This is a genomic window from Thermococcus coalescens (assembly GCF_055392585.1).
Genome location: NZ_AP043764.1, coordinates 287,556 through 307,614, shown reverse-complemented (window position 1 = coordinate 307,614; position 20,059 = coordinate 287,556). Strand labels below are relative to the sequence as shown.

The window sequence follows — 20,059 nt, the reverse complement described above, 5'->3', positions numbered from 1 at the left end:
TTTCACCTCCTGAAGAGAAGGACGCCGTAGATGACGCCCAGCATTATCGTTGCCAGACCGCTTGGCGGTATGTCTGTGAAGTAGGCAAGCACCACCGATGAGAGCTGTACCGCGAGGGTCAGCAGGAGGCTAGCGGCTAGAACCTTCCTCACGTCCGAACTCACCATCAGCGCTATCGCACCGGGAAGGACGGCTACAACCTGCAGGGTAATCAGCCCGACGGTCTGCACTATCAAAGCCCCGATTGCACCGACGAGGACGTAGAGGATCGTCAAATATGCCCTCGCGTTGCCCCCGTAGCTCTCCACCCCCTCAGGATCGAAGCTGAGGTACAGAAAGTCCCTGTACAGAAATAGCATGGCGAAGAAAAGCAGAGCGCCGCCGATGACGAGCACCGTGAGGTCGTTAAAGGTTATCAGGAATATTTCGCCCGTGAGGTACGAGACTATGCTCTGGCTGAGGGGAAAGTACGGCCTGTCCGCCATGACCTTGTACAGAACGCCGAATCCCAGGACTGTCAATCCTGCCACGAAACTGGCGACGATTCCCACCGCCGAGTCCGGGGAAAATCCGGCCTTTTCAAGCTGGGCTATGATGAGAACCACGGTGACCGTCACGGCCAGGGCTGTGAGCATTACCAGTGAGAGGTTCTCGAAGAGCAGTCCGAGTACCATCCCCAGAACCGCCCCGAAGAGAAGCGCGTGGAAGAGTGCATGTGTGAGAAAGGCCAGCCCCTTTGCGTTGATCAGGGGGCTGAGCATTCCAAGGAGAACGCTGACCATGATGCTCGCAAGTACTGCCCGCAGGAGGTATTCCGGGATCACAGCCCTCCACCCCCGTGGTCGTGGAGGTGTGCGTCGCCGGTTATGCAGAAGAGCCTGCCCTCGACCGGCACCACCCTGGCCAGTGGGCCGTAGACAGATTTGATAATGCTGTCCCGGATAACGTCTTCGGGCCTTCCGAAGGCGACGAGACGCCTGTTGAGGAGCATTACCCTGTCCCCGACCTCAAGGAGGGGGTTTATATCATGTGTAGTGATTATCATCGTTATGCCCCTCTCGTGCTTTATCCTCTCAAGAACGTTTGCGACCTCTACCCTCGCGCTTGGGTCGAGGGCCGAAAGGGGTTCATCGAGGAGGAGGAGCTTCGGGTCGCTTATGAGCGCTCTCGCGAGGAGGACCCTCTGCTTCTGTCCCCCGCTCAGCTCGCGGAAGAGTCTGTTCTCAAGGCCGGACAGCCCGACAAAGCCGAGAACCTCCACAGCTTTCTCCATAACCTCGTGGGGTATTTTAAAGTGCGCGAAGCCCCTCCTGTAGATGCTCCCCATCGCGACTACCTCTAAAGCCGTCAGCGGAACCTTCTCGTTGAGGCTGTGGCTCTGAGGGACGTAGCCTATCATGTCTCTCGCATCGCACGGAGGTCTGCCAAAGATCCGGAGCTTTCCGGAGTACTCCCTGTGAAAGCATGCTATGGTTTTGAGGAGCGTGGTCTTTCCGGCACCGTTCGGCCCGAGGAGGAGCAGCGTCTCGCCCTCTTCAAGCAGGAGGTCAACTCCCTCAACTGCGGGCCTGCCGTCGTAGGTTATCGTGAGGTTCTCGGCGATTACCGCTGCCATGAACATCTCCGGACTTCAGATTGAACCGCGCGCTTTTAAACTTTCATGTGTTATTTGTGAAGGGGATAAGGTATGGAGTCCATATCGAGGTGGCCCCGGTTTACAAGGCTTGCATTCCTTGCCGGCCTCGTGGGGGTAGTGGTCGGCATTCTCAGCCGCGATTCCTGGGGAACTGTGCTGATGGCCTTTATCACAGTCTCGATCGTGCCGGAGAACGTTCTCTCCAGAACGGAGGCGCTGGCCAAGTACTTGGCCGTGGGAGTCTTGGCAATCCTGGTGTGGTACGTTTCTCCGGGCCGGCTGCGCTGGGCGTTTCTGGTGCTAGGTGTCGTCTTGACCGCTTATTCCCTCAGGGGCTTTGTGCAAAAATTTTAAAAGCACAGACCTGTACTCCCATTAGAAAATTTTTGCAAGGCTCAAGTTTATAAGGGCTCGAACCTACTCGCTGGAGGTGATGCTCATGGCGTACCATAGGGGTGGAAGAGGAGGAAAGAAAAAGAACAGGCAGGTTCAGGGTGATGAGGTTATCCGCGTCCCCCTGCCAAAGGAAGGACAGCTCTTTGGAGTGATAGAACAGGCCCTGGGCTCCGGCTGGATGGACGTCCGCTGCGAGGACGGAAAAATCAGGAGATGCAGGATCCCGGGCAAACTGAAGAGGCGCATGTGGATGCGCGTTGGCGACGTCGTCATAGTCCAGCCCTGGCCGGTTCAGACTGACGAGAGAGGGGACATAGTGTACCGCTACACCAGAACCCAGGTCGACTGGCTCCTACGGAGGGGCAAGATAAGCCAGGACTTCCTCACCGGCGGCGAGATGCTCTTCTGAGCATGGCTCTGCGTGATAGCGATGCGCGAGGACATCATCGAGCGAGAGATCGAGGACATGCTCGGCCTCAGGGAGAGGCGCGAAAAGGACAGTGAGCTCTATAAAATAGCCAACGAGGTCTTCGACAGAACTACCAAAGAAACTCTGGCGTATCTTCACCGGAGGGGAAAAGTTGAGGTGCTTTACGGCGTAATCAGCACGGGGAAAGAAGCGAACGTCTTTGCCGGAATCGACAGCGAGGGCAAGAGGGTAGCGGTGAAGATATACAGGACATACACCACCGAGTTCAGGCGCATATGGGAGTACCTCGCCGCTGATCCGAGGGTGGGATATCTCCCCAAGGACATGAGAAAGCTCGTCTTCGTCTGGACGCGGCGGGAATTTAAGAACCTTCAGCGGGCTATAAAATATGCGGTTCGCGTTCCCGAGCCCGTGATCTTCCGCAACAACGTCCTTGTGATGGAGTTCATAGGTGACGAGCTACCCGCTCCAAGGCTCAAGGACATAGAGCGCGAGCTTGAGCCCAGCGAGTTCGAGGAGCTCTACGACTTCACGATGTGGGTCATCGAGAGGCTCTGGAAGAGGGGTGATATGGTTCACGGAGACCTGAGCGAGTACAACATACTGCTCCACGACGGGCCGGTGGTCATAGACTGGTCCCAGGCGACCGTTAAGAGGAACAGGATGAGCGTCGAGTTGCTGAAGAGGGACTTGAGGAACGTCATCAATTACTTCGGTAGGAAAGGCGTCGATGTTGATGATTTCGATGATAAGTTCCGTGAGCTGATAGAGTGAGGGTGAGAGTATGGACGAGTTTGAGAGACTCCTTAAGAAGTACGAGCGCGTTGACAAGGACGGCAGGCCCATCAGGAAAACTCCGGAGGAGGAGATAACCTACGCAGCCCTGGGAGAGCAGGAGGAGTTCGTGAGGATCCCCCGTGACAGGGTGGCGGTTGTCATAGGGAAGAAGGGACAGACCAAGAAGGAGATAGAGAGGAGAACGAAGACCAAGATAGAGATCGACAGCGAGACAGGTGAGGTGTTCATAACCGCCACGAAAGAGACCGACGACCCCCTGGCGGTGTGGAAGGCACGCGATGTTGTCATGGCCATCGGGAGGGGCTTCTCGCCGGAGAGGGCGTTCAGGCTCTTCAACGAGGGTGAAGTCCTTGAGGTGGTCAACCTTACCGACATAGTCATCGGCAATGACAAGAACGCCCTTCCGCGCGTCAGGGGAAGGATAATCGGGAGAAAAGGCAGAACGAGGGAGATAATCGAAGAGATGAGCGGGGCGGATGTGAGCGTTTACGGTAAGACGGTAGCCATAATCGGCAACCCAATTCAGGCTGAGGTTGCCAAAACCGCCATAGAAAAGCTCGCCAAGGGCTCTCCACACGGTGTCGTTTACAAATACCTGGAGCGCAGGAAGAAGGACCTTGAACTGGAAAGCATAAGCTATTACGAGGCCCTTGGCGGCGAACTGGAGAAAAACGGGGAGGAGTGAAAATGGCTGAAGCAAGTCAGCTGTTTAAGGAGTTCAAGGTTCAGAGTGTCAGCGAGTTCTTCAGACGGAACGCGGCCATGCTTGGCTACACCGGCAAGATACGCTCCCTGACCACGGTCGTTCACGAGGCGGTGACCAACTCCCTCGACGCCTGTGAGGAGGCCGGAATTCCTCCCTACATCCGCGTCGAGATAGAGGAGCTCGGGAGGGAGCACTACAAGGTCATCGTTGAGGACAACGGTCCGGGAATCCCGGAGAAGTACATAACCCACGTCTTCGGCAAGATGCTGGCAGGAACCAAGGCGCACAGGAACATACAGAGCCGCGGCCAGCAGGGTATAGGTATAAGCGGTGCCGTCATGTTCGCCCAGATAACGAGCGGAAAGGCAACTCGCGTCATAACCTCCACCGGCGGCGATAAAACCATTGAGGCATGGGTTAAGATCGACGTTGACAAAAACGAGGGTAAAATAGTCAAAAAGGAGAAGCATCCCAATCCAAAGGGCTGGCGCGGCACTAGGATAGAACTCGAGGTGAAGAACGTCCGCTACATACGCTCGAAGCAGGGCGTTTACTGGTACCTCAAGCTGACCGCCATAGCTAACCCCCACGCCCACATAGAGCTCATAGAGCCGGACGGAAAGCTCATAGTCTTTCCGAGGTCGAGCGAATACATCCCTGAACCGCCGGTCGAGATGAAGCCCCACCCGCGCGGCGTTCTCACGGACGACGTTTACAGGATGGCCAAGAAGACCCGGAGGAACACCGTGAAGCGCTTCCTCATCGGTGAGTTCTCAAGGATAAGCGACAAGAAGGTCGATGAGCTCATCGAGTACATAGCGGCGCTGAGGCTCATAAAGACCGAGGAGGACAAGAACGTCCAGGAGCAGCTCTACGAGAGGCTCATGAAGGGCGAGGTCAAGGCCGTTCTCCGCTCCTTCAGGGGATACACGAAGGTGGTCAAGCAGGTGGCGAAGCTTATGGAGAAGCCGCCCGAAAAGCTCAGCTGGCACGAGGCGGAGGAGATAGTCGAGGCCTTCAAGTACATGAAGTTCCTGGCCCCGCCGACCCACGGCCTTAGGCCTATCGGCGAGGAGAACATCGAGAAGGGCCTCAGGGGGATCCTCAAGCCGGAGTTCGTCACCGCTGTAACGAGGTCCCCGAAGGTCTACTCCGGCGGAATACCCTTCCAGGTTGAGGTGGGTTTGGCTTACGGGGGTGAAATCCCGAGTGGCTTTGAGCTCCTCCGCTATGCCAACAGGGTCCCGCTGCTCTTCGATGCGGGCTCGTGTGTAACAACTCTCGCGGCGCGGTCGATAGACTGGAGGCGCTACAAGGTCGACGACCTGGAGAGGGCGCCGGTGGTTCTCATGATTAACGTCATCAGCGTCCACGTCCCATACACCGGCACTGGAAAGCAGAGCATAGCCAACGTCGAGGAGATCCAGAACGAGATAAGGCTGGCCATAATGGACGCCGCCAGAAGGCTCCAGACGTATCTCAGCGGCAAGCACAGGAAGCTCTACCAGGTCAAGAGGAAGAAGACCTTTGAGAAGTACGTGCCCGAGATAGCGAGGGCCCTGAGCATCCTGACGGGAGAGGAGGCGGATGCCGTTAAGAGCTACTTCCTGACTTTCATAGAGAGCCGCTTTGCATCCAAAGAGGGTGAGCTTAAAGAGGTGAGCGAGAATGCCTAAATCCAAAGCCGTCAAACGAGAGAAGCCCAGGGAGCGCTTTTCCTACGACCCGACGAGAGTGCTCACCAAGCTTGAGGAGTACGGAAGGAGGGTCCTTGAGGACATAAAGGCCGGGAAGAACCCCTACTTTGACATCCCGATGCGCGGACTGAACAACGTCTACTTTGACGAGAAGAGGCGCGTTATCAGGATGGGTGACAAGCTCTCAAGGCGCTACTTCCTCAACGTGGCCCACGCCAGAAAGTTCATGCAGACGCTCCTCATAATGGCCTACGTTAAAAGGCTGGTAAGCGAGGGCAAGCACGCCAGCCTTCGTGAAGCCTACTACGCCAACAAGCACACCATCCCAGGAACGAAGGAGAACACCTTCGAGGATCAGCGCGAGAGCGACCCCATAATCGAGGATCTGGAGAGGATGCTCGGCGTCCTGCGTGAGGAGATGCACCTCACCGCTGACAGGCGTGGCTACATCTACGGCGACATAGTCATACGCGACGGCGAGGACGAGTTCAACACCAGCAAGCTCGGTATGGGCGGCTGGGCAGTCCCCGGAACCGTCGAGCACCTCCAGTTCGTCGAGGTCAACGTCGACTACGCGCTCGTTGTCGAGACGGCCGCTATGGCCGACAGGCTGATTGAGGAAAAGTTCCCGAAGAAGGAGAAGGCCCTCATCATAGCAACGCAGGGACAGGCCTCGCGCGGCGTCAGGAGGCTCATCCACAGGCTCCACTACGAGGAGGGACTGCCGATTATAGTCTTCACCGACGGAGACCCCTACGGTTGGTACATCTACTCCACAATAAAGCAGGGCTCAATCAACCTTGCATACCTCAGCGACAAGCTGGCAACGCCCGAGGCGAAGTTCGTGGGAATGACGATGGACGACATAGAGAGATACGGTCTCAGGAACGTCACCGAGAAGCTCAAGGGAATTCCTCCGAACAAGAAGGGCGGCCCAACCGGCGACTACAAGCGTATTCTGGAGGAGATGGAGTACCCGTGGTTCCAGAACAGGGAGTGGCAGAGGCAGCTCAAGATGGCCGTTAAGATGGGGGTCAGGATAGAGCAGCAGGCCTTAGCGAATAAGAGCCTTGAGTTCGTGGCGAAGAGGTACCTGCCTGAGAAGATAAACAACGGTGAGCTCCTGCCATGACGACGACTGAGGAACTCGTCGCGCAGGTGAACAAGATACTGGACGACATCGGGATAGACATGGACGGGTTATTTGAGACCTTCGACATCCCGTCCATTTCTTACCGCCTCAGGGAAAACCTATCCCTCCTCCAGGAGCTTGAAGACGACCTATCAAGGAGGGTTGGTGAGACCACTCCCTCCGTCAGGGGCGTGAGCAAGCGCGACCGCGATCCCCACATCCAGTGGATCTACAAGAAGAAGCGCAACAGGGTTCTTGCCCTCGAAAGGCTCCGCGCGGCAATAACCGCCCACAAGATGGCCATTGCCCTCATCTCCGCCAACTACACCTTCTTCCTCGGAAAGAAACCGGTGACCCTCAAGGAGCTCACGAAGGAGAACGTTGAGGACGTCGATGCCGTCCCGAGAAACGTTGGACTCGGCAGGATAGAGATTCTACCTCACTTAGCCTACTCCGGTGACGTCCTGAGGCTCCTCGCCAGGGAAAGCATAGCGGTCAGAGAGTCGTTCAAGTTCATAAAGGGCAAGCTCCGCGAGAAGGGAACCGTTAGGACTCGCGGGCTCAGGATAGAGGTCGAGTACTGGGAGAACAACAGGCTCAAAAAGGCGAGGCTCGACCTCCCTGCTGATGCCGACATAGAGGGGGAGCTGAGAAAACGCTATGGGAGACGCTTCCGCTGGCGCGTTCTCAGCTTCGTCAAGACGAAGGGGGTGCTCATAAACAACCACTACACAGTTGACAATCTCTCTCTGGCCTACTCCGTCCTCGACCCCGAGACCGGTGCCGAAAAACTTGGCCTCGACCTCTTCCGCTACTACTTTCTGACCTCCGAGAATGAGAGGGAAACCCTCGGCCTTTATCCCAACATAAAGCTCTGCATAGACTGCCACTACTCAATATTTGACCTCCCCTTCCGGAACGAGCCAGGCTTCAGAACCGGCCACGGCAGTATGCTCATCATAAGGAAGTGCGAGATGGAGAATGCCCTCGTTGGAAAAAGGAAGGACATAACCAACATCCCCAACTACCTGCTGGGTGCTGTTCTCCTCTACGGGATGAGCGAGTACAGAGAGGACAGAGTCGCCGAGCTCCTCGGCGTTCCGAGAGACGAACTTGAGGAGGCCATCAGGAAGTTCGTGATTTCCGGCCTTCATAGAACCCTTTTTGCCAACACGAAGAAGTTTGAGAAGTTTCTGCCGAAGAGCGATAAGGCCAAACAGTTTTTGGCCCTCCTTCAGGGGTGAGTCTATGAGGGTGGAGGTCAAGGCCCGTAACAATTCCGAGCTCATAAGGAAGCTCAACGAAGTTCTGAGCGAGGAGGTTACGGAGGTCTACGTAAACCTCCGTCCGACGAAGGAGATACTCGTGAGAATTCTTGAGCGAGCTCCCAACGTCAGGCGCATAAGCTGTCCCCCGAGCCTCTACCCCAAGGTCTCCAAGAAAGCGATTAACGCCCTCGCACAGATGGGTATAGAGCTCGTTCCCGAGGGCTACCCCCGGGGGAGGCCCAGGAAATATGATGAGAAGACCATTAAGGAGGTTCAAAACCTCATAATGAACGGTGTTCCTCCAAAGGAGATAAGCGCCAGGATGGGCATCCCGCTCCGGACGGTTTACTACATGATCGAGCAGCTGGGTGTCCGGCAATGGAGAGAGTGAGGAGCCTGTACCTGGTTCTTTTTGCGTCTTTTATCCTGGTCTCCGCACTCCTGGGCAGGACGACGGTTCACGGGGGCACTACGGTTTTCAACTTCGAATGGGTCTTTTTCTTCGCGAACCTGTTTCTGTTTGCGGCCGCAGGTTACGTGCTGAAGATGCTTCTTGAGGGAAACTTTGAGAGGGGGGCGCGTGAAACCAGGAGGGGCAACATTCTCGCCGGCGCAATAATTCTGCTCTCGATTTTCGTTGCTCTCAAACTACTCTTCGAAAAGAAGCCGGAAGAGCTCGTGAACGGCGGCAGGGTTGGAGAAACCCTCTCGGGGGTTTGGTACAACGTTACCTCCGGAGACTTCGTCGTCACACTGCGGGAGCTCCCAGGGATATTCTATTTCATCCCCTTCATGGTCTTCGTCCTGTTTCTTCTCACCGTAAAGAGGCGGAAGAGGTACGTCACACCCTTCGAGGTCAGGTTTGAGCCAGCGCTAACGTACGACTCCATAGAGGGCACCCCCGCGGAGAGGGTAATAAGGATGTACAAGAACGTCGTGGCCGGCCTCGTTATGAGGGGCTATCCGTATCAGAAGAGCTGGACACACTGGGAGCACGAGAAAAAGCTGAGGAAGGTCTTTCCTGACCTTGAAGACCTCGACGTCCTCACGAGGATATTCGAGAAGGCCAAATACGCCCGCAGGCTGGACGAGACCGATGTCGCGGCCGCCCGCGAGAGCTACGAGAGGCTGATGTCCTTCCTGCAATAGTCGATGTGGAGCGGAGAAAACTTAATAACCGGATCGCCTTTATTTCTATTGGTGGTTGTAATGATCCGTCCCGTGCCGATGAAGACCTCGATGTATTCCATAAACAGGTTCTTGGACGCCGAGTATGGGGACTTTGGCTTCGTCGTTGAAGACCTGAAGCTCTTTCCCACCGGGGGATATCTGGCAGTTATGGTAAGACTGGACGACGACTCAAGGTTTATACACGTTTTTGGGGCAAGAGGGCAGCCTCTCGAAGGCTGGGAAAAGGGCATTCCAGTGCCCTGTGCGGACGAGGTGGTAATGCTCCCTGAGGAGAGAAGACTCGCAGTCTTTACAAAGTGCGGGACGGGAGGGGTCAAAATATACCCACTCCAGGCAGCCGATCCTGAATCCGAGGCGCTCTCAGTAACGTTTACCAGACTGCCTCTTTATGTCAGCTTTACCCCCAGGGGGAGGCTTGTGGTGTTCTGCGATTACAAGGTGGAATACTTTGCGTCTGCGGGTATTGAGGTCATTAAGATTCCAACACCACATGATGGCTTTGCGTACATCCATTCGGTAAAGGACACGGAGGACTCGCTTTATCTGCTCTATACATTCAGAGAGAATCAAAAGCCGCGCCTAGAGCTGGGAAAGGTTCCCCTTCCAGTGTTCCCTTACTACTCTCCCCAAGAGTTCTGGGACAGCATTGAGACTCTCTCAAAATCCAGCATCGTGCTCCGGGGAGGAAGACCTGTAGGGGACATATGGTTGAAAAACGGCTCTTTTATGGCAGCCCTCGGTACCAAGGGGGGGAATGAGGTTTACATTATGAGTTCCGCTGGGACGAAAGTGGCGCTGCTTCCGGGGGAGCTGGTGTTCCTCTCATTTACCTCAAGGGGACTTTTTGTCATAACGGGCATTTATGGGGGAAACCTTAAGGCCGGGCTTGTACCTTTTGATGTCATTAACACAGCCAGAAGAATAGGAGTGGACGACTTCCTGGGAAATGGGGTTCTGGGAAGGTATGTCCCGGGGGTCGTTGATCCAAAGTTTGCCGGAATCTCAGTGGATGGCAAAATCCTCTACTTTGGGAGGAGCGGGGGCAGAAGTTCGGGTGGGACTTTTTACTACTTCCTCCGGAGGGACGTGGACTATCTTTATCAGCTCGAGGTGTCTGAAGCGCAGGGTTGGGAAGTCAAATCCAAGGAAGCGGCCCCCAAACTTGGGCTGGAGGGGCACAAAAAAGGACATGTGCCCGGGAGAGTCAGGGGGACGTTTCTCGAGCCCCTGCTCAGGAGGTTCAAGCAGGTCATCATCTACGGGCCGCCCGGTACAGGTAAAACATATCTGGCGCTTAAAACCGCCAAAAACGCGGAGTTTGTCACCTTCCATCAGTCTTACAGTTATGAGGATTTTGTGGAGGGGTTCCGACCCTTTGAGAAAGGGGGAAGTGTTGTATACGGTGTCTCCGACGGGGTATTTAAGCGCCTGACAGTGCGGGCAATATACGACTCCCTGCCGGATGAACTCCGGGAACGCGAAAACAAAGCCGGGTATGAAGATATGAAGCTGGCCGTCCAGAAGTTCCTGGAGGAAAGGAAAAAAGGGAAAAAGACTGCTATTAAGCCCCGGAGGGAATTCTACATGATAATTGACGAGATAAACCGGGGCAATATAAGCAGAATACTGGGTGAGCTGATAACCCTCCTCGATCCCGATAAACGGCTGGGTGCCCCAAACGAGACCATAGTGACCCTGCCCTACTCGGGAGAACTTTTTGCCCTGCCCCCCAACCTGTACATAGTTGCCACCATGAACTCGGCGGACAGGAGCATAGCGATGCTCGATATTGCACTCAGGAGGAGGTTTGCCTTCGTGGAACTGTCCCCGGATCCCGGGAAGCTCAGAGGGATGCATGTGGATGGGATAGACCTGGAACACCTCCTGACGAGAATAAACTCCATCATCGAGCAGGAAAAGGGCAAGGACTACACCATAGGGCACGGGTACTTTCTCGGTGTTCCCTCCGCGGACGACCCAAGGCAGGCGCTCTACCAGGTATTTTACCACAAGGTTCTGCCCCTTTTCCAGGAGTACTTTTACGGGAACTGGGAGCACCTCAGATCCCTCTATCCGGGCTTTGAGTTCATAGACGAAAGGGGGAGGATAATTCGGATGGATATTGACGAATTCATGGATGCCCTCCGCAGGCTGGTGGGGTCGGAATGAGGGCGGTGACCCTTTACGAATTCCAGAGGAAGTACCTCCAGAGCCTCAGGGCTGAGGGCATAGAGGTCTCCCCTTCAGAACTCCAGAGGTTTTTTGAGTTCATCAACAGGATCTACGGTCATGAAAATGACGTCCTGAGCCTGAGATACGACGTCAGCAGGGGTGATTACTACATCCAGGCCCATGGAAGTGTGGGCTTTGCATACTACCTTGGGGATGAGCCGTTCATGATACAGATCCTTCCAAAACCATACAGGCGCGACCCCGACCAGAGGCGCTCCATGAAGCTGTTCCTCAGCCTGCTCAACCTGAGCGGCAGTCTGGGTATGAGCCCACGCGATATAGAGCTAGCCGTCTCCACCTACCATGACAAAGGCGAGCTGATCCATGAGCTGTTCTTTTACCTCTACGTTTCCCAGCTGGGGAGGAAGATATTCCACGGTATGTATCAGGAGTACAGTGAGCTTGAAGAGAGCACCAAGACCATCCGGGGGAGGGTGCTCCTTTCGCGCTTGATAAGGACAGCGCCGGGAGGACTGGACATCCCCGTTAGGCATTCAGTCCTTGGAATCGACAACCCGCTGAACAGAATACTGAGGGCCGCACTTGAGGTGGTAATGGAGAATTCAGAGTGGGAGGGTGTGAGAAGGGCAGCTAACTCCCTTCTTGAGTACTTTAGAGGGGTCGGACAGCTCAATCAAAACGATTTCAGCAGGGTGTCCTTCAACCCCCTGAACGAGAGGTTCAGGCCGGTCTACATCCTTGCAACAATAATCCTCAGGGGGTTCAGCAGAAGAAGTCAGAGGAGCACGGCGCAGCAGGGAGTCTTTATAGATATGGCGCACCTATTTGAGAACCTGGTGTATCACACAATAAAGAGGGCCCTGGCGGGAGAGGCGATAGTCTACAGGAACCATGTCCTTCCCCACATTGTTAAGGATTCCCGGAATGTGGAGGCAGAACTGGGCGCTGTTTTTACTTTTGGACCTCCGCTTCCGGATATCTTAGTCGTAACAGATTCCGGGAAATGCGTGGTTGAGGTCAAGTACCGCAGTCTCCTTGTAAAAATGAAGGGAAAGTTGCGAAGAAAGCTCGTGCGGAACAGCGAGGAGCTTTATCAGATATACTCCTATTCGCGCCTCGCCGGCGGAAGTGCGGCGATCGTTTATCCCCGCCTGGAGGGAGCGTACAACCACTGGATCCCGGATATGTTTGAGCCCTCCGGTGAGACCCTCAGCTTCTTCGACGGTACTCCATTTGGACTCTTTGGATACGAGCTCTCCAGAGTCGGAACGGACGTGTTTGTAACCCGAAACGGTGTCGTTTTGAGAGATCCGGTTGCCAGGAACCTCAGGGAACACCTGCTGTCTTTATGTGAGGGGAAATAGGTGGAAGCACATCACGGCGTACATTTAAAAAGCCCCCTTCCTAGATGCCCCTAAAAAAGAAGGGTGATGTTCATGCCGATATTCGAGACCCAGGAGGAAGTTCCAGAGGTCAAAGAGCACCTTCACCGCGTTGGGATAACCAACCTGCGCACCGTGGCGAGAATAAACTGGAAGGGCAGGGTCTATACCTTCCTTCCCGTGTTCGAGATAACCATCGACGTCCCGGAGGAGAAGAAGGGCATCCACATGAGCAGGCTCGTGGAGAGCATAACCGAGGCCATGAGCGAGGCCGTCGAGGAAGAGGTTAGGGAGGCCCACACCTCGCTTGAGGAACTCGGCAGGGCGATAATCAGACGCCTTGAGGGCAAGCACCCCCACAAGCGCGCCGAAGTCTGGATAAGGACGCACCTCATAATCCCGCGCGAGACGCCGGCGAGCAAAAGGCTCTCCTACGAGCCATACGATGTGGAAGTCGGCGTAATCAAGAACTACGACGGCTCCTTCGAAAAGGTTCTCCGCGTCAAGGTGATAGGCAACACCGCCTGCCCCCACGCGATGGCCAACAACAACGGAAAGACCCACATACAGAGGGCCTTGGGGGAGCTTGAGGTCAGAACAGCCTTCAACGAGGAGATTGCCCTTGAGGACATGATAGACGTTGTTGAGAGCTCCTTCAGCCACCCAACGTACACCCTCCTCAAGACGGTGGACGAGAACGCGGTTGTTCAGGGCATGTTCGCCAACCCCAAGTTCGTCGAGGACGTTGCCAGGGAGATATTCGCCAAGGCGAAGGAGCGCTTCAACGGCAGAATCCACGTGAAGGTCATCAGCAACGAGAGCATCCACAAGCACGACGTTATAGCCGAGACGTGGAGCTGAAGGAAAAAGCTTTTTACAGTTTTTCCATAACTCCAGACGGTGGGAGTATGGGTGTCTCCATCAACGAAGTCCTTCACAGGATAGACGAGATAGAAAGATTCCTGCGGAAGCTCATAGAGGTCAACCTCCAGCTCATCGAGGAGGTCGAGCCAGAGGAGTGGGAAGAGGAAGCGATAAAAGAGCGTAGAGAGGACGACTTCGTTGAGTGGGACGTGGTAAAGCATGGGGTTTGAGAACAGAGTTCTTATAAGCAGAAAAGCGCTGAAAGAACTCTCCTCATTACCTGATGCTGAAAGGGAGCTTCTCAAGGATCGAATATCAAAGCTCGCCTTCTTCCCCCTCGCTCGTCTGGACGTTCAGAAGCTTAAGGGCTATGCAAACGTCTACCGCCTCAGAGTTGGAGAGTATCGGGTGATCTTTGAGTACGACAAAAAGGAACACATTGTAAAGGTCCTGAAGGTTGGCAAGCGAGAGAACGTGTACTGAGACACTGCCCCCACGGTAACCCTGGGGAGAGGTTGAGTTCGAGATTCAATATTTTTCCGGCACCTTTGTTCCCCGTGATTTTTTCGTCCATACAGCACTATCTGTCAAATTAATTCGACAAAATATTTATAATAGGGTTATTAATTTGGCGAATATCATTTAAATGCGTGACATTATACCACCATCTCCTCAATCTTCCCGAGTTTTTTTTGGAATTTGACATTCAACTTCGAAGTAAAAGTTAAATATAACTATGGCAGTATAAATAATCGCCTGTATGGGCGTATCAACAGCCCCTCGGGCAGGAGGGTCGGCACCATGAAGAAGCTGGTTGCCGTGCTGTTCGGTCTGCTGGTAGTGGCGGCAGGATTCGCGGCAGCAACTCAGTGGGCTGTTACTTCGGTTAGAGGATACAACAGCGACTCGTATGGATACTCTTGGACAGAGATCGGGGTTAAGTATGATGTCCAGCATCCTTACACCAACTACGACATCACATACAGACGCGGTGGAGGAGGAGCGTATCCAGGACACATATTGACAAAGATTAGAGTCATAGCCGAGCCAAATGGTGCTGAGACCATAGTGTACATCGATGGTTCACACACGGTTACATCGTCTGCTGGATGGCCTTATATTTAATTCCTTTTCTTATTTTGTCCCTAAATGTTCAACTCCAGGTGATCACGATGGCAAAGGCAACTCTTTCAATTCTAGTGTCTATAATGCTAATCTTGAGCGTAGGCCAGTATGCCCTAGCAATCCCTTACTGGGCTGGTAACGCTTCCCTCACCTACGAAGCAACATACTATGCCCCGTATGTTGATTATCGCCTTTCACAGGGAGACAGGCTGGAGTGGATAACAACATCCATCCTGGTCTACAACTACTCGGATGTGCTTTACATAATTAAAACCTACGGATCAACAATACTGAAGTTCCATCTGAAAGGAGATGGCCGGTTTGTGGACGTTACAGCTGAGATAATCCTCAAGAATGTTAACGTGAGCGCCTTTCTACCCCCTGGCATTTCTCCCCCTTCATTCTGGGACGAATCAAAGGTCATATCCATGAAGACCGTGAATAGTCATTACCCTGGATTCGAAGACTGGAAGTGGTATATTTTCCATCTCAGGGAACTCACAATAGCCGGGAAGTACAGGATACGGGTTAATGACAGCATTGTGATAAAAGACGGCACCGTTTACGGCCATACGATGCTCTGGGACGACCCCATGAGCCCCCTTATCAACGGCTCCTCTTTTTCAATCCACCCCCTCAGCACAAAAATAAAGAGCGTTCAAATTGACAATGATAATGTTTTCAAGACTCGGAACATAACAATTGAACCCCCCACCAAGCTCGTGGTCACGACACCCTACTCCTATAACCTAACCCAACACCTGAGGAAGGACTTTCTGATTGAGAATAACCCATACTCAGCGATGATTTTCAGGTTCGATGCCTCCAGAGGAATCCTTCTTTCAACGTTTCAGGAGGCGCCCGATTTCTGGGCACTAGGCGTTCTGAGCGCAAGTTTCGTCGATGAGTACTCTCTGTACCATGTTGAAGTTAAAGGTGATAACTTCTACCTCACGGGACTCGTATTAGAGAACTTCACAACAAAAGTTGAGAGTTCGGAAGAAGATATCCACTACCCACGCACCAAAACGGAGCTTAAGTGGATGTTCTATGCAAGCATTGTAACACTAGTTGGGGTTTTAGTATGGAACCTGAAGCTGTTGAGGGTGGGCAGGCAATGAGGCGGGCGTTAAAAGTTGCAGTCCTGACCATATTGATGCTCTTGGAGCCTCCATTGACCATCGCAACACCATACTGGGCCAAGCCGGGAGTTTACGTTAAGTACGCCGCATTGAGACACGAAGAAATTGCCCAGAAGTATGCATCAGCGGGTGCATCCCTCTCAACGGGTGATGTTGTTCTTGAGGTTAACGGCACATACATCCAGATGTCTGCCCTGGGAGACACGTATTTGACGTTCACCATCGTGGGCGACAAGGGGGACTACCTGCTCATGAAGCTGAGTTTAGAGATGTTTAACGTAACAATAAAGCAGTTTGGCGACAAGACGGTAGTGCTGTGGCCGGAATCGGCTTTGATCTCAAAGAAGAACCTTAACAACGAGACGTTATTCAACGTCACAGAGGCAAGATACTCATGCACCTACAAGATTAGAAAGGATGACGGCATGGTCTTCGATACGGCAGGCACGAACTACGGGCACACAATCCTCTGGGACGATCTGGGCAACGCTCCTATAACGGTGGATCAGCCGTTTCAGCTTGTTGGCTTCGCGGGCAATTCCGTCTCAAAGGTAGTGAACGTTACTCCTCTTGACGTGGCTGTAATCACTAAAACCTCCAATTTCACGAAGCCTGTGATCTACGTCAGAACCGCGGGGGGTGGCAGTGTAAAGACCCCGGTTGGGGAGGTTTCGTTCTCGGGGACCGATGCGATCCTGTATTTTGACGGATCCACAGGCATGTTCGTTACTGGCTTTTTCCCGACAGCCCCGGATCTCGCGGCGTGCGGTGTTAAGCTGGTATACTTTATGGACCAGTGGGGCATGTACATGAGCAGGAACCACAAGGAGGAGGGGAAGCTCTACACCTACGGAATAGGGTTTTACGACACCAATGCAGAGTTCGGAGCCGCTGAGACGGTACAGTTTTCAAAGTCTGAAACGGACACTAGGTACCTATACACGGCCGTTGCCCTTCTCCTGGTGCTTGCACTGTTTGTGGCATGGAGGAAGAGGCAATGAAGACCCTCTGGGGTTTGGGAGTTTTATTTACGATATCTCTTCTTGTTTTCCCGGCATATGCAACACCATACTGGGCCAAACCGGGAGTCTATGTTAAGTACGCCGCCCTTTCCTATGAACCGTATGTGCAGTACAAGGAATCCTTAGGTGTTAAGGAGCGGCCGATGACAATGATACTGTTCTACAACCACAGTGGGATCCCTTTCAACATTCACGCGACGGGGGACGTTTTTCTCGTCTTTCGAATAGAGCACGACAACGGAACCCATTTAGAGATAGCCTTCCTGCTGACGGCTCACAACGCTACCGTTGATGTCATAATGGAGAACGGTACCGGCCTGCCGGCATTCTGGAACGAGTCGGAGGTGGTTTCATTTAAAGCCAATAAAACCTGGTGGCCCGGAGGGGTGGAGTACAAGATTGTCCTGAAATCTCTGGAAATCAGTGGGAGTTACTATATACGAAAGCGGGATGGCATGGTCATCGGACGGGATGGGAGGACTTATGGACACACGTTCCTCTGGTACGACCCCACCGAAAACATCAACGATGCCCCTTACGTGAATCTAACACCCGTTGCGCCGCCCCTCTACCTCAACGGAACCCTCGGGACCGACAAGAAGCTTGTGACGTACTACGGTACCTTCGGCCCACCAATCGGCAGGGTGGTACTGGCCCAGAGGGATCCCGGCCCAATTCAGGTGTGCTTTTCCGCAGGCAACCGGAGGGAATGCCCCTTTGGAACGGGCGGCAGTGAAATTATCGGCGGATTCACGTATGATCCAGCCAGTGGAATAACCCTAGCGGGCGATATGCTGATACCCCCCGCGGACATTAGAACCGCTGGCATAATCTACGCGCTCTTCAGCGACCTCAAGGGATGTTACTTCAACGAGGTAAATGCGGACTACTCTGTGTATCCGGTTCTCCAGCTCTACGACACCAACGCCGAGTTTCAGGAGGTGGAGGAAGTTCCGTTCTCAAAGCAAGGAACAGGGTTCAAATACGTTTTCTACGGATCCCTTATGCTCGTCGGCCTTGTGACGATAGCCAGGTTTGGAAAAAGGAGGTGATGAAATGGGGAGGCTCTACACCCTCTTCCGCTGGGAGATGAACGACCTGATAAAGGCAATCCTGTTGTTTTTCGGGATACTGCTGGCTGGAATGTCAATGAAGCAGTCCCTCATTGGGGTTAGCAATTCCATGGGATTCGCCTCGGGAACGGATATACAGCTCTTTGGGGCCTCGCGTTCCACCGGGGTGTCAACCGCCATCCAGGGACTCCTTTCACTCAACGATGTCTGGACGCTGATGAGCTTCCTCGTCCTGCTACTCGGTGCGCTGACGTTCCGCTACGACAGGGACAGCGGCGTGGCGCGTTCGGTTTACTCCCTCCCTTACTCTAACGACGAAATCTTCGGCGTCAAGCTCCTCTCTTTCCTCATCTACGGGTTCCTGATGGTCCTTCTGCCCTTCGTGTACATGGCCTTCACGACTTACGCCAGCATGGCCGGCTACCTCCCCGAGATAACCTCGAACTTCCTCGGTGATGCACTGCTCCTCGTTGCGTTCCTGGTGCTCTACATGATGGCGGTCGCCACGCTGGTTTCCCTTGCCTCCCCCAACGCCTTCCTTGCCTTCATGGTGGGCTTTGCCATCATATACGCACCCAGAATTTTGGGGAACTCCAGCATGCCCCCTCAGCTCTTCATCGATGCCATCTCACGGAGCGGGAGCTCGAACTTCACGCCATTCACCGCGCAGTACCTCGGCTGGGGTCTTCTGGTTCCGCTGGCGCTCTTTGCCCTCTCGTGGATTCTTATCAGGAGGAGGGATGTGGTGTGAGGTTCTGGGCGGCTCTGCTCGCGGCGATGCTGATGCTCACCGCCGGCTCCCTCTGGGTCTACAGCTCCTACGAGGACAGAGTTGGCTCGATAGGGCCGGTCTTCCTCCCTCCTGTGGAGCACCAGGGAAACGTCACCAGCATCAGCACGATAACCGCGCACACACCAACCAGCTCGCTTGTGGAGGCTTCCTGCAACGGCAACGGGATAGTTGAGGTCTACGACGTCATCACCGGAAAACAGGTGGACAGGCACGCCGTCTACGGCCACGCAAAGTACCAGTTCATCCTCCCCAGGGAGGGGGACTACCTGATAATCAACAACGGTACGGACAAGGTGACCTGCTCCTTCCGCTTCATCAAGAACTACCCGACCAGGGAGGTTCAGAACGCGGTCTATGTGAGCGGCTCGGTCTTCGCCCTTCTCCTCGCCCTCGTGGTCTGGAGGTGGGTCAGATGACGCTGATAGAGGCCAAAGACCTCAGGAAGATCTTCGGCAGCATAAGGGCGCTCGACGGGGTGACGGTTGAAATCCCCAATGGGATAACCCTCATCCTCGGTCCCAACGGCGGCGGAAAGAGCACCTTCCTCAAGCTCGCGACGGGGGTTTACAGACCCACGAGCGGCGAGATACGGGTGTTTGGGGAAAGACCCTGGAACAACGGAAAGCTGAAGGCCCGCTTTGGCGTTGCCTACGACCCGCCGGCCTTTCCTCAGTTCGTCATCGGGCGCGAGTGGCTCACACTGTTCGCGGAGAGCAAGGGCTTTGGTGAGGAAGAGGCCGAAAGGGCTGCGGAGCTCTTTGACGCGAGGTCCTTCCTCGACAAGAGGATAAGCGGCTATTCCTCGGGGATGCTCAAGAGGCTTTCACTCGCCCAGGCATTCGTGGGACGGCCGGAGCTCATATTCCTCGACGAGCCCCTGGCGAACATAGACTTCGACAGCATGGAAAGGGTCATTGAGATAATCGATGACATGAAGAGCAGGACGAACTTCGTGGTAATCAGCCACATCTGGGAGCCGATAATGCCTATAGCAGACTGGGTGGTCGTCATAGGAAACGGGAAGCTCGTTCTGAGCGGAAAGGCCGAAGAAGTGCAGGAAGAAGTCGAGAGGCTCTTCAAGCCGCGCATAAGGCGTTCAAAAGGGGGAGGGACCCCGGGGGATCCCTCCCGTGGGCAGGAGGGTCGGCAGACTCCTGCCAACGGTTGAGTTTTCGAGGACTACATTTATTAATTTTTCCTCCCACGTTGGC

General features: G+C 54.3%; 23 protein-coding genes. 21 read left to right on the top strand and 2 right to left on the bottom strand.

The genetic code is table 11. The annotated features are described in order from the left end of the window. Positions 1–2: 2 nt before the first annotated feature. Positions 3–824, bottom strand: coding sequence for a metal ABC transporter permease (locus ACZ5M3_RS01745; RefSeq protein ID WP_464840008.1), 822 nt, complete (start codon positions 822–824; stop codon positions 3–5). Continuing rightward, a complete protein-coding gene (locus ACZ5M3_RS01740) occupies positions 821–1,615 on the bottom strand; it encodes a metal ABC transporter ATP-binding protein (protein ID WP_464841020.1) in 795 nt (264 codons plus the stop codon). The genes ACZ5M3_RS01745 and ACZ5M3_RS01740 overlap by 4 nt, the downstream gene beginning before the upstream one ends. Positions 1,616–1,687: 72 nt before the next feature. On the opposite strand from ACZ5M3_RS01740, the gene ACZ5M3_RS01735 reads away from it, so the two are divergent. The 21 genes from ACZ5M3_RS01735 (at position 1,688) to ACZ5M3_RS01635 (ending at position 20,016) form a co-directional block, all read left to right on the top strand. Next, the gene (locus ACZ5M3_RS01735; protein WP_464840007.1) at positions 1,688–1,990 is read left to right on the top strand and encodes a hypothetical protein; all 303 of its coding nucleotides are present in this window, start codon (positions 1,688–1,690) and stop codon (positions 1,988–1,990) included. Positions 1,991–2,075: 85 nt separating this feature from the next. Then, positions 2,076–2,441, top strand: coding sequence for a translation initiation factor eIF-1A (eif1A, locus tag ACZ5M3_RS01730; protein WP_464841019.1), 366 nt, complete (start codon positions 2,076–2,078; stop codon positions 2,439–2,441). 21 nt (positions 2,442–2,462) lie between these two features. Then, positions 2,463–3,236: a serine protein kinase RIO gene (locus ACZ5M3_RS01725; RefSeq protein WP_464841018.1), complete on the top strand. Its 774-nt coding sequence runs from the start codon at positions 2,463–2,465 to the stop codon at positions 3,234–3,236. Positions 3,237–3,246: 10 nt separating this feature from the next. Further along, positions 3,247–3,945: a KH domain-containing protein gene (locus ACZ5M3_RS01720; protein ID WP_464840006.1), complete on the top strand. Its 699-nt coding sequence runs from the start codon at positions 3,247–3,249 to the stop codon at positions 3,943–3,945. A 2-nt stretch (positions 3,946–3,947) separates the two neighbouring features. Beyond that, entirely contained in the window at positions 3,948–5,642 is a 1,695-nt protein-coding gene (top6B, locus tag ACZ5M3_RS01715; protein ID WP_464840005.1) for a DNA topoisomerase VI subunit B, read from the top strand. After that, complete coding sequence (locus ACZ5M3_RS01710; RefSeq protein WP_464840004.1) at positions 5,635–6,795, top strand: DNA topoisomerase IV subunit A; 1,161 nt, start codon at positions 5,635–5,637, stop codon at positions 6,793–6,795. Before top6B ends, ACZ5M3_RS01710 begins: the two co-directional genes overlap by 8 nt. Continuing rightward, complete coding sequence (locus tag ACZ5M3_RS01705) at positions 6,792–8,039, top strand: DUF530 family protein (RefSeq protein ID WP_464840003.1); 1,248 nt, start codon at positions 6,792–6,794, stop codon at positions 8,037–8,039. The genes ACZ5M3_RS01710 and ACZ5M3_RS01705 overlap by 4 nt, the downstream gene beginning before the upstream one ends. 4 nt (positions 8,040–8,043) lie before the next feature. Further along, the gene (locus ACZ5M3_RS01700; protein ID WP_297093042.1) at positions 8,044–8,454 is read left to right on the top strand and encodes a DUF1699 family protein; all 411 of its coding nucleotides are present in this window, start codon (positions 8,044–8,046) and stop codon (positions 8,452–8,454) included. Further along, positions 8,442–9,212 (top strand): DUF4129 domain-containing protein, encoded by a 771-nt coding sequence (locus ACZ5M3_RS01695; protein ID WP_464840002.1) that lies wholly within the window; start codon positions 8,442–8,444, stop codon positions 9,210–9,212. Before ACZ5M3_RS01700 ends, ACZ5M3_RS01695 begins: the two co-directional genes overlap by 13 nt. Positions 9,213–9,272: 60 nt before the next feature. Next, positions 9,273–11,423 carry an McrB family protein gene (locus tag ACZ5M3_RS01690; protein WP_464841017.1) on the top strand — a complete coding sequence of 717 codons (2,151 nt, stop codon included), beginning with the start codon at positions 9,273–9,275 and terminating at the stop codon, positions 11,421–11,423. Then, on the top strand, positions 11,420–12,811 hold the full coding sequence (locus ACZ5M3_RS01685; protein ID WP_464840001.1) for a 5-methylcytosine restriction system specificity protein McrC: 1,392 nt from the start codon (positions 11,420–11,422) through the stop codon (positions 12,809–12,811). Before ACZ5M3_RS01690 ends, ACZ5M3_RS01685 begins: the two co-directional genes overlap by 4 nt. A 72-nt stretch (positions 12,812–12,883) precedes the next feature. Further along, entirely contained in the window at positions 12,884–13,690 is an 807-nt protein-coding gene (locus tag ACZ5M3_RS01680) for a GTP cyclohydrolase IV (RefSeq protein WP_464841016.1), read from the top strand. 47 nt (positions 13,691–13,737) lie between these two features. After that, positions 13,738–13,923, top strand: coding sequence for a hypothetical protein (locus ACZ5M3_RS01675; RefSeq protein WP_464840000.1), 186 nt, complete (start codon positions 13,738–13,740; stop codon positions 13,921–13,923). Next, positions 13,913–14,176 (top strand): type II toxin-antitoxin system RelE family toxin, encoded by a 264-nt coding sequence (locus ACZ5M3_RS01670; protein WP_464839999.1) that lies wholly within the window; start codon positions 13,913–13,915, stop codon positions 14,174–14,176. The genes ACZ5M3_RS01675 and ACZ5M3_RS01670 overlap by 11 nt, the downstream gene beginning before the upstream one ends. Positions 14,177–14,494: 318 nt before the next feature. Beyond that, positions 14,495–14,818, top strand: coding sequence for a hypothetical protein (locus ACZ5M3_RS01665; protein WP_464839998.1), 324 nt, complete (start codon positions 14,495–14,497; stop codon positions 14,816–14,818). A 47-nt stretch (positions 14,819–14,865) separates the two neighbouring features. Then, positions 14,866–15,939, top strand: a complete 1,074-nt coding sequence (locus tag ACZ5M3_RS01660) for a hypothetical protein (protein ID WP_464839996.1) — start codon at positions 14,866–14,868, stop codon at positions 15,937–15,939. Then, on the top strand, positions 15,903–16,961 hold the full coding sequence (locus ACZ5M3_RS01655) for a hypothetical protein (protein ID WP_464839994.1): 1,059 nt from the start codon (positions 15,903–15,905) through the stop codon (positions 16,959–16,961). Before ACZ5M3_RS01660 ends, ACZ5M3_RS01655 begins: the two co-directional genes overlap by 37 nt. A 164-nt stretch (positions 16,962–17,125) precedes the next feature. Continuing rightward, entirely contained in the window at positions 17,126–18,034 is a 909-nt protein-coding gene (locus tag ACZ5M3_RS01650) for a hypothetical protein (RefSeq protein WP_464839993.1), read from the top strand. Between the two features lie 4 nt (positions 18,035–18,038). Continuing rightward, complete coding sequence (locus ACZ5M3_RS01645) at positions 18,039–18,806, top strand: hypothetical protein (protein WP_464839991.1); 768 nt, start codon at positions 18,039–18,041, stop codon at positions 18,804–18,806. Beyond that, positions 18,803–19,264, top strand: coding sequence for a hypothetical protein (locus ACZ5M3_RS01640; RefSeq protein WP_464839990.1), 462 nt, complete (start codon positions 18,803–18,805; stop codon positions 19,262–19,264). The genes ACZ5M3_RS01645 and ACZ5M3_RS01640 overlap by 4 nt, the downstream gene beginning before the upstream one ends. After that, positions 19,261–20,016: an ABC transporter ATP-binding protein gene (locus ACZ5M3_RS01635; protein WP_464839988.1), complete on the top strand. Its 756-nt coding sequence runs from the start codon at positions 19,261–19,263 to the stop codon at positions 20,014–20,016. The genes ACZ5M3_RS01640 and ACZ5M3_RS01635 overlap by 4 nt, the downstream gene beginning before the upstream one ends. Positions 20,017–20,059 lie beyond the last annotated feature (43 nt).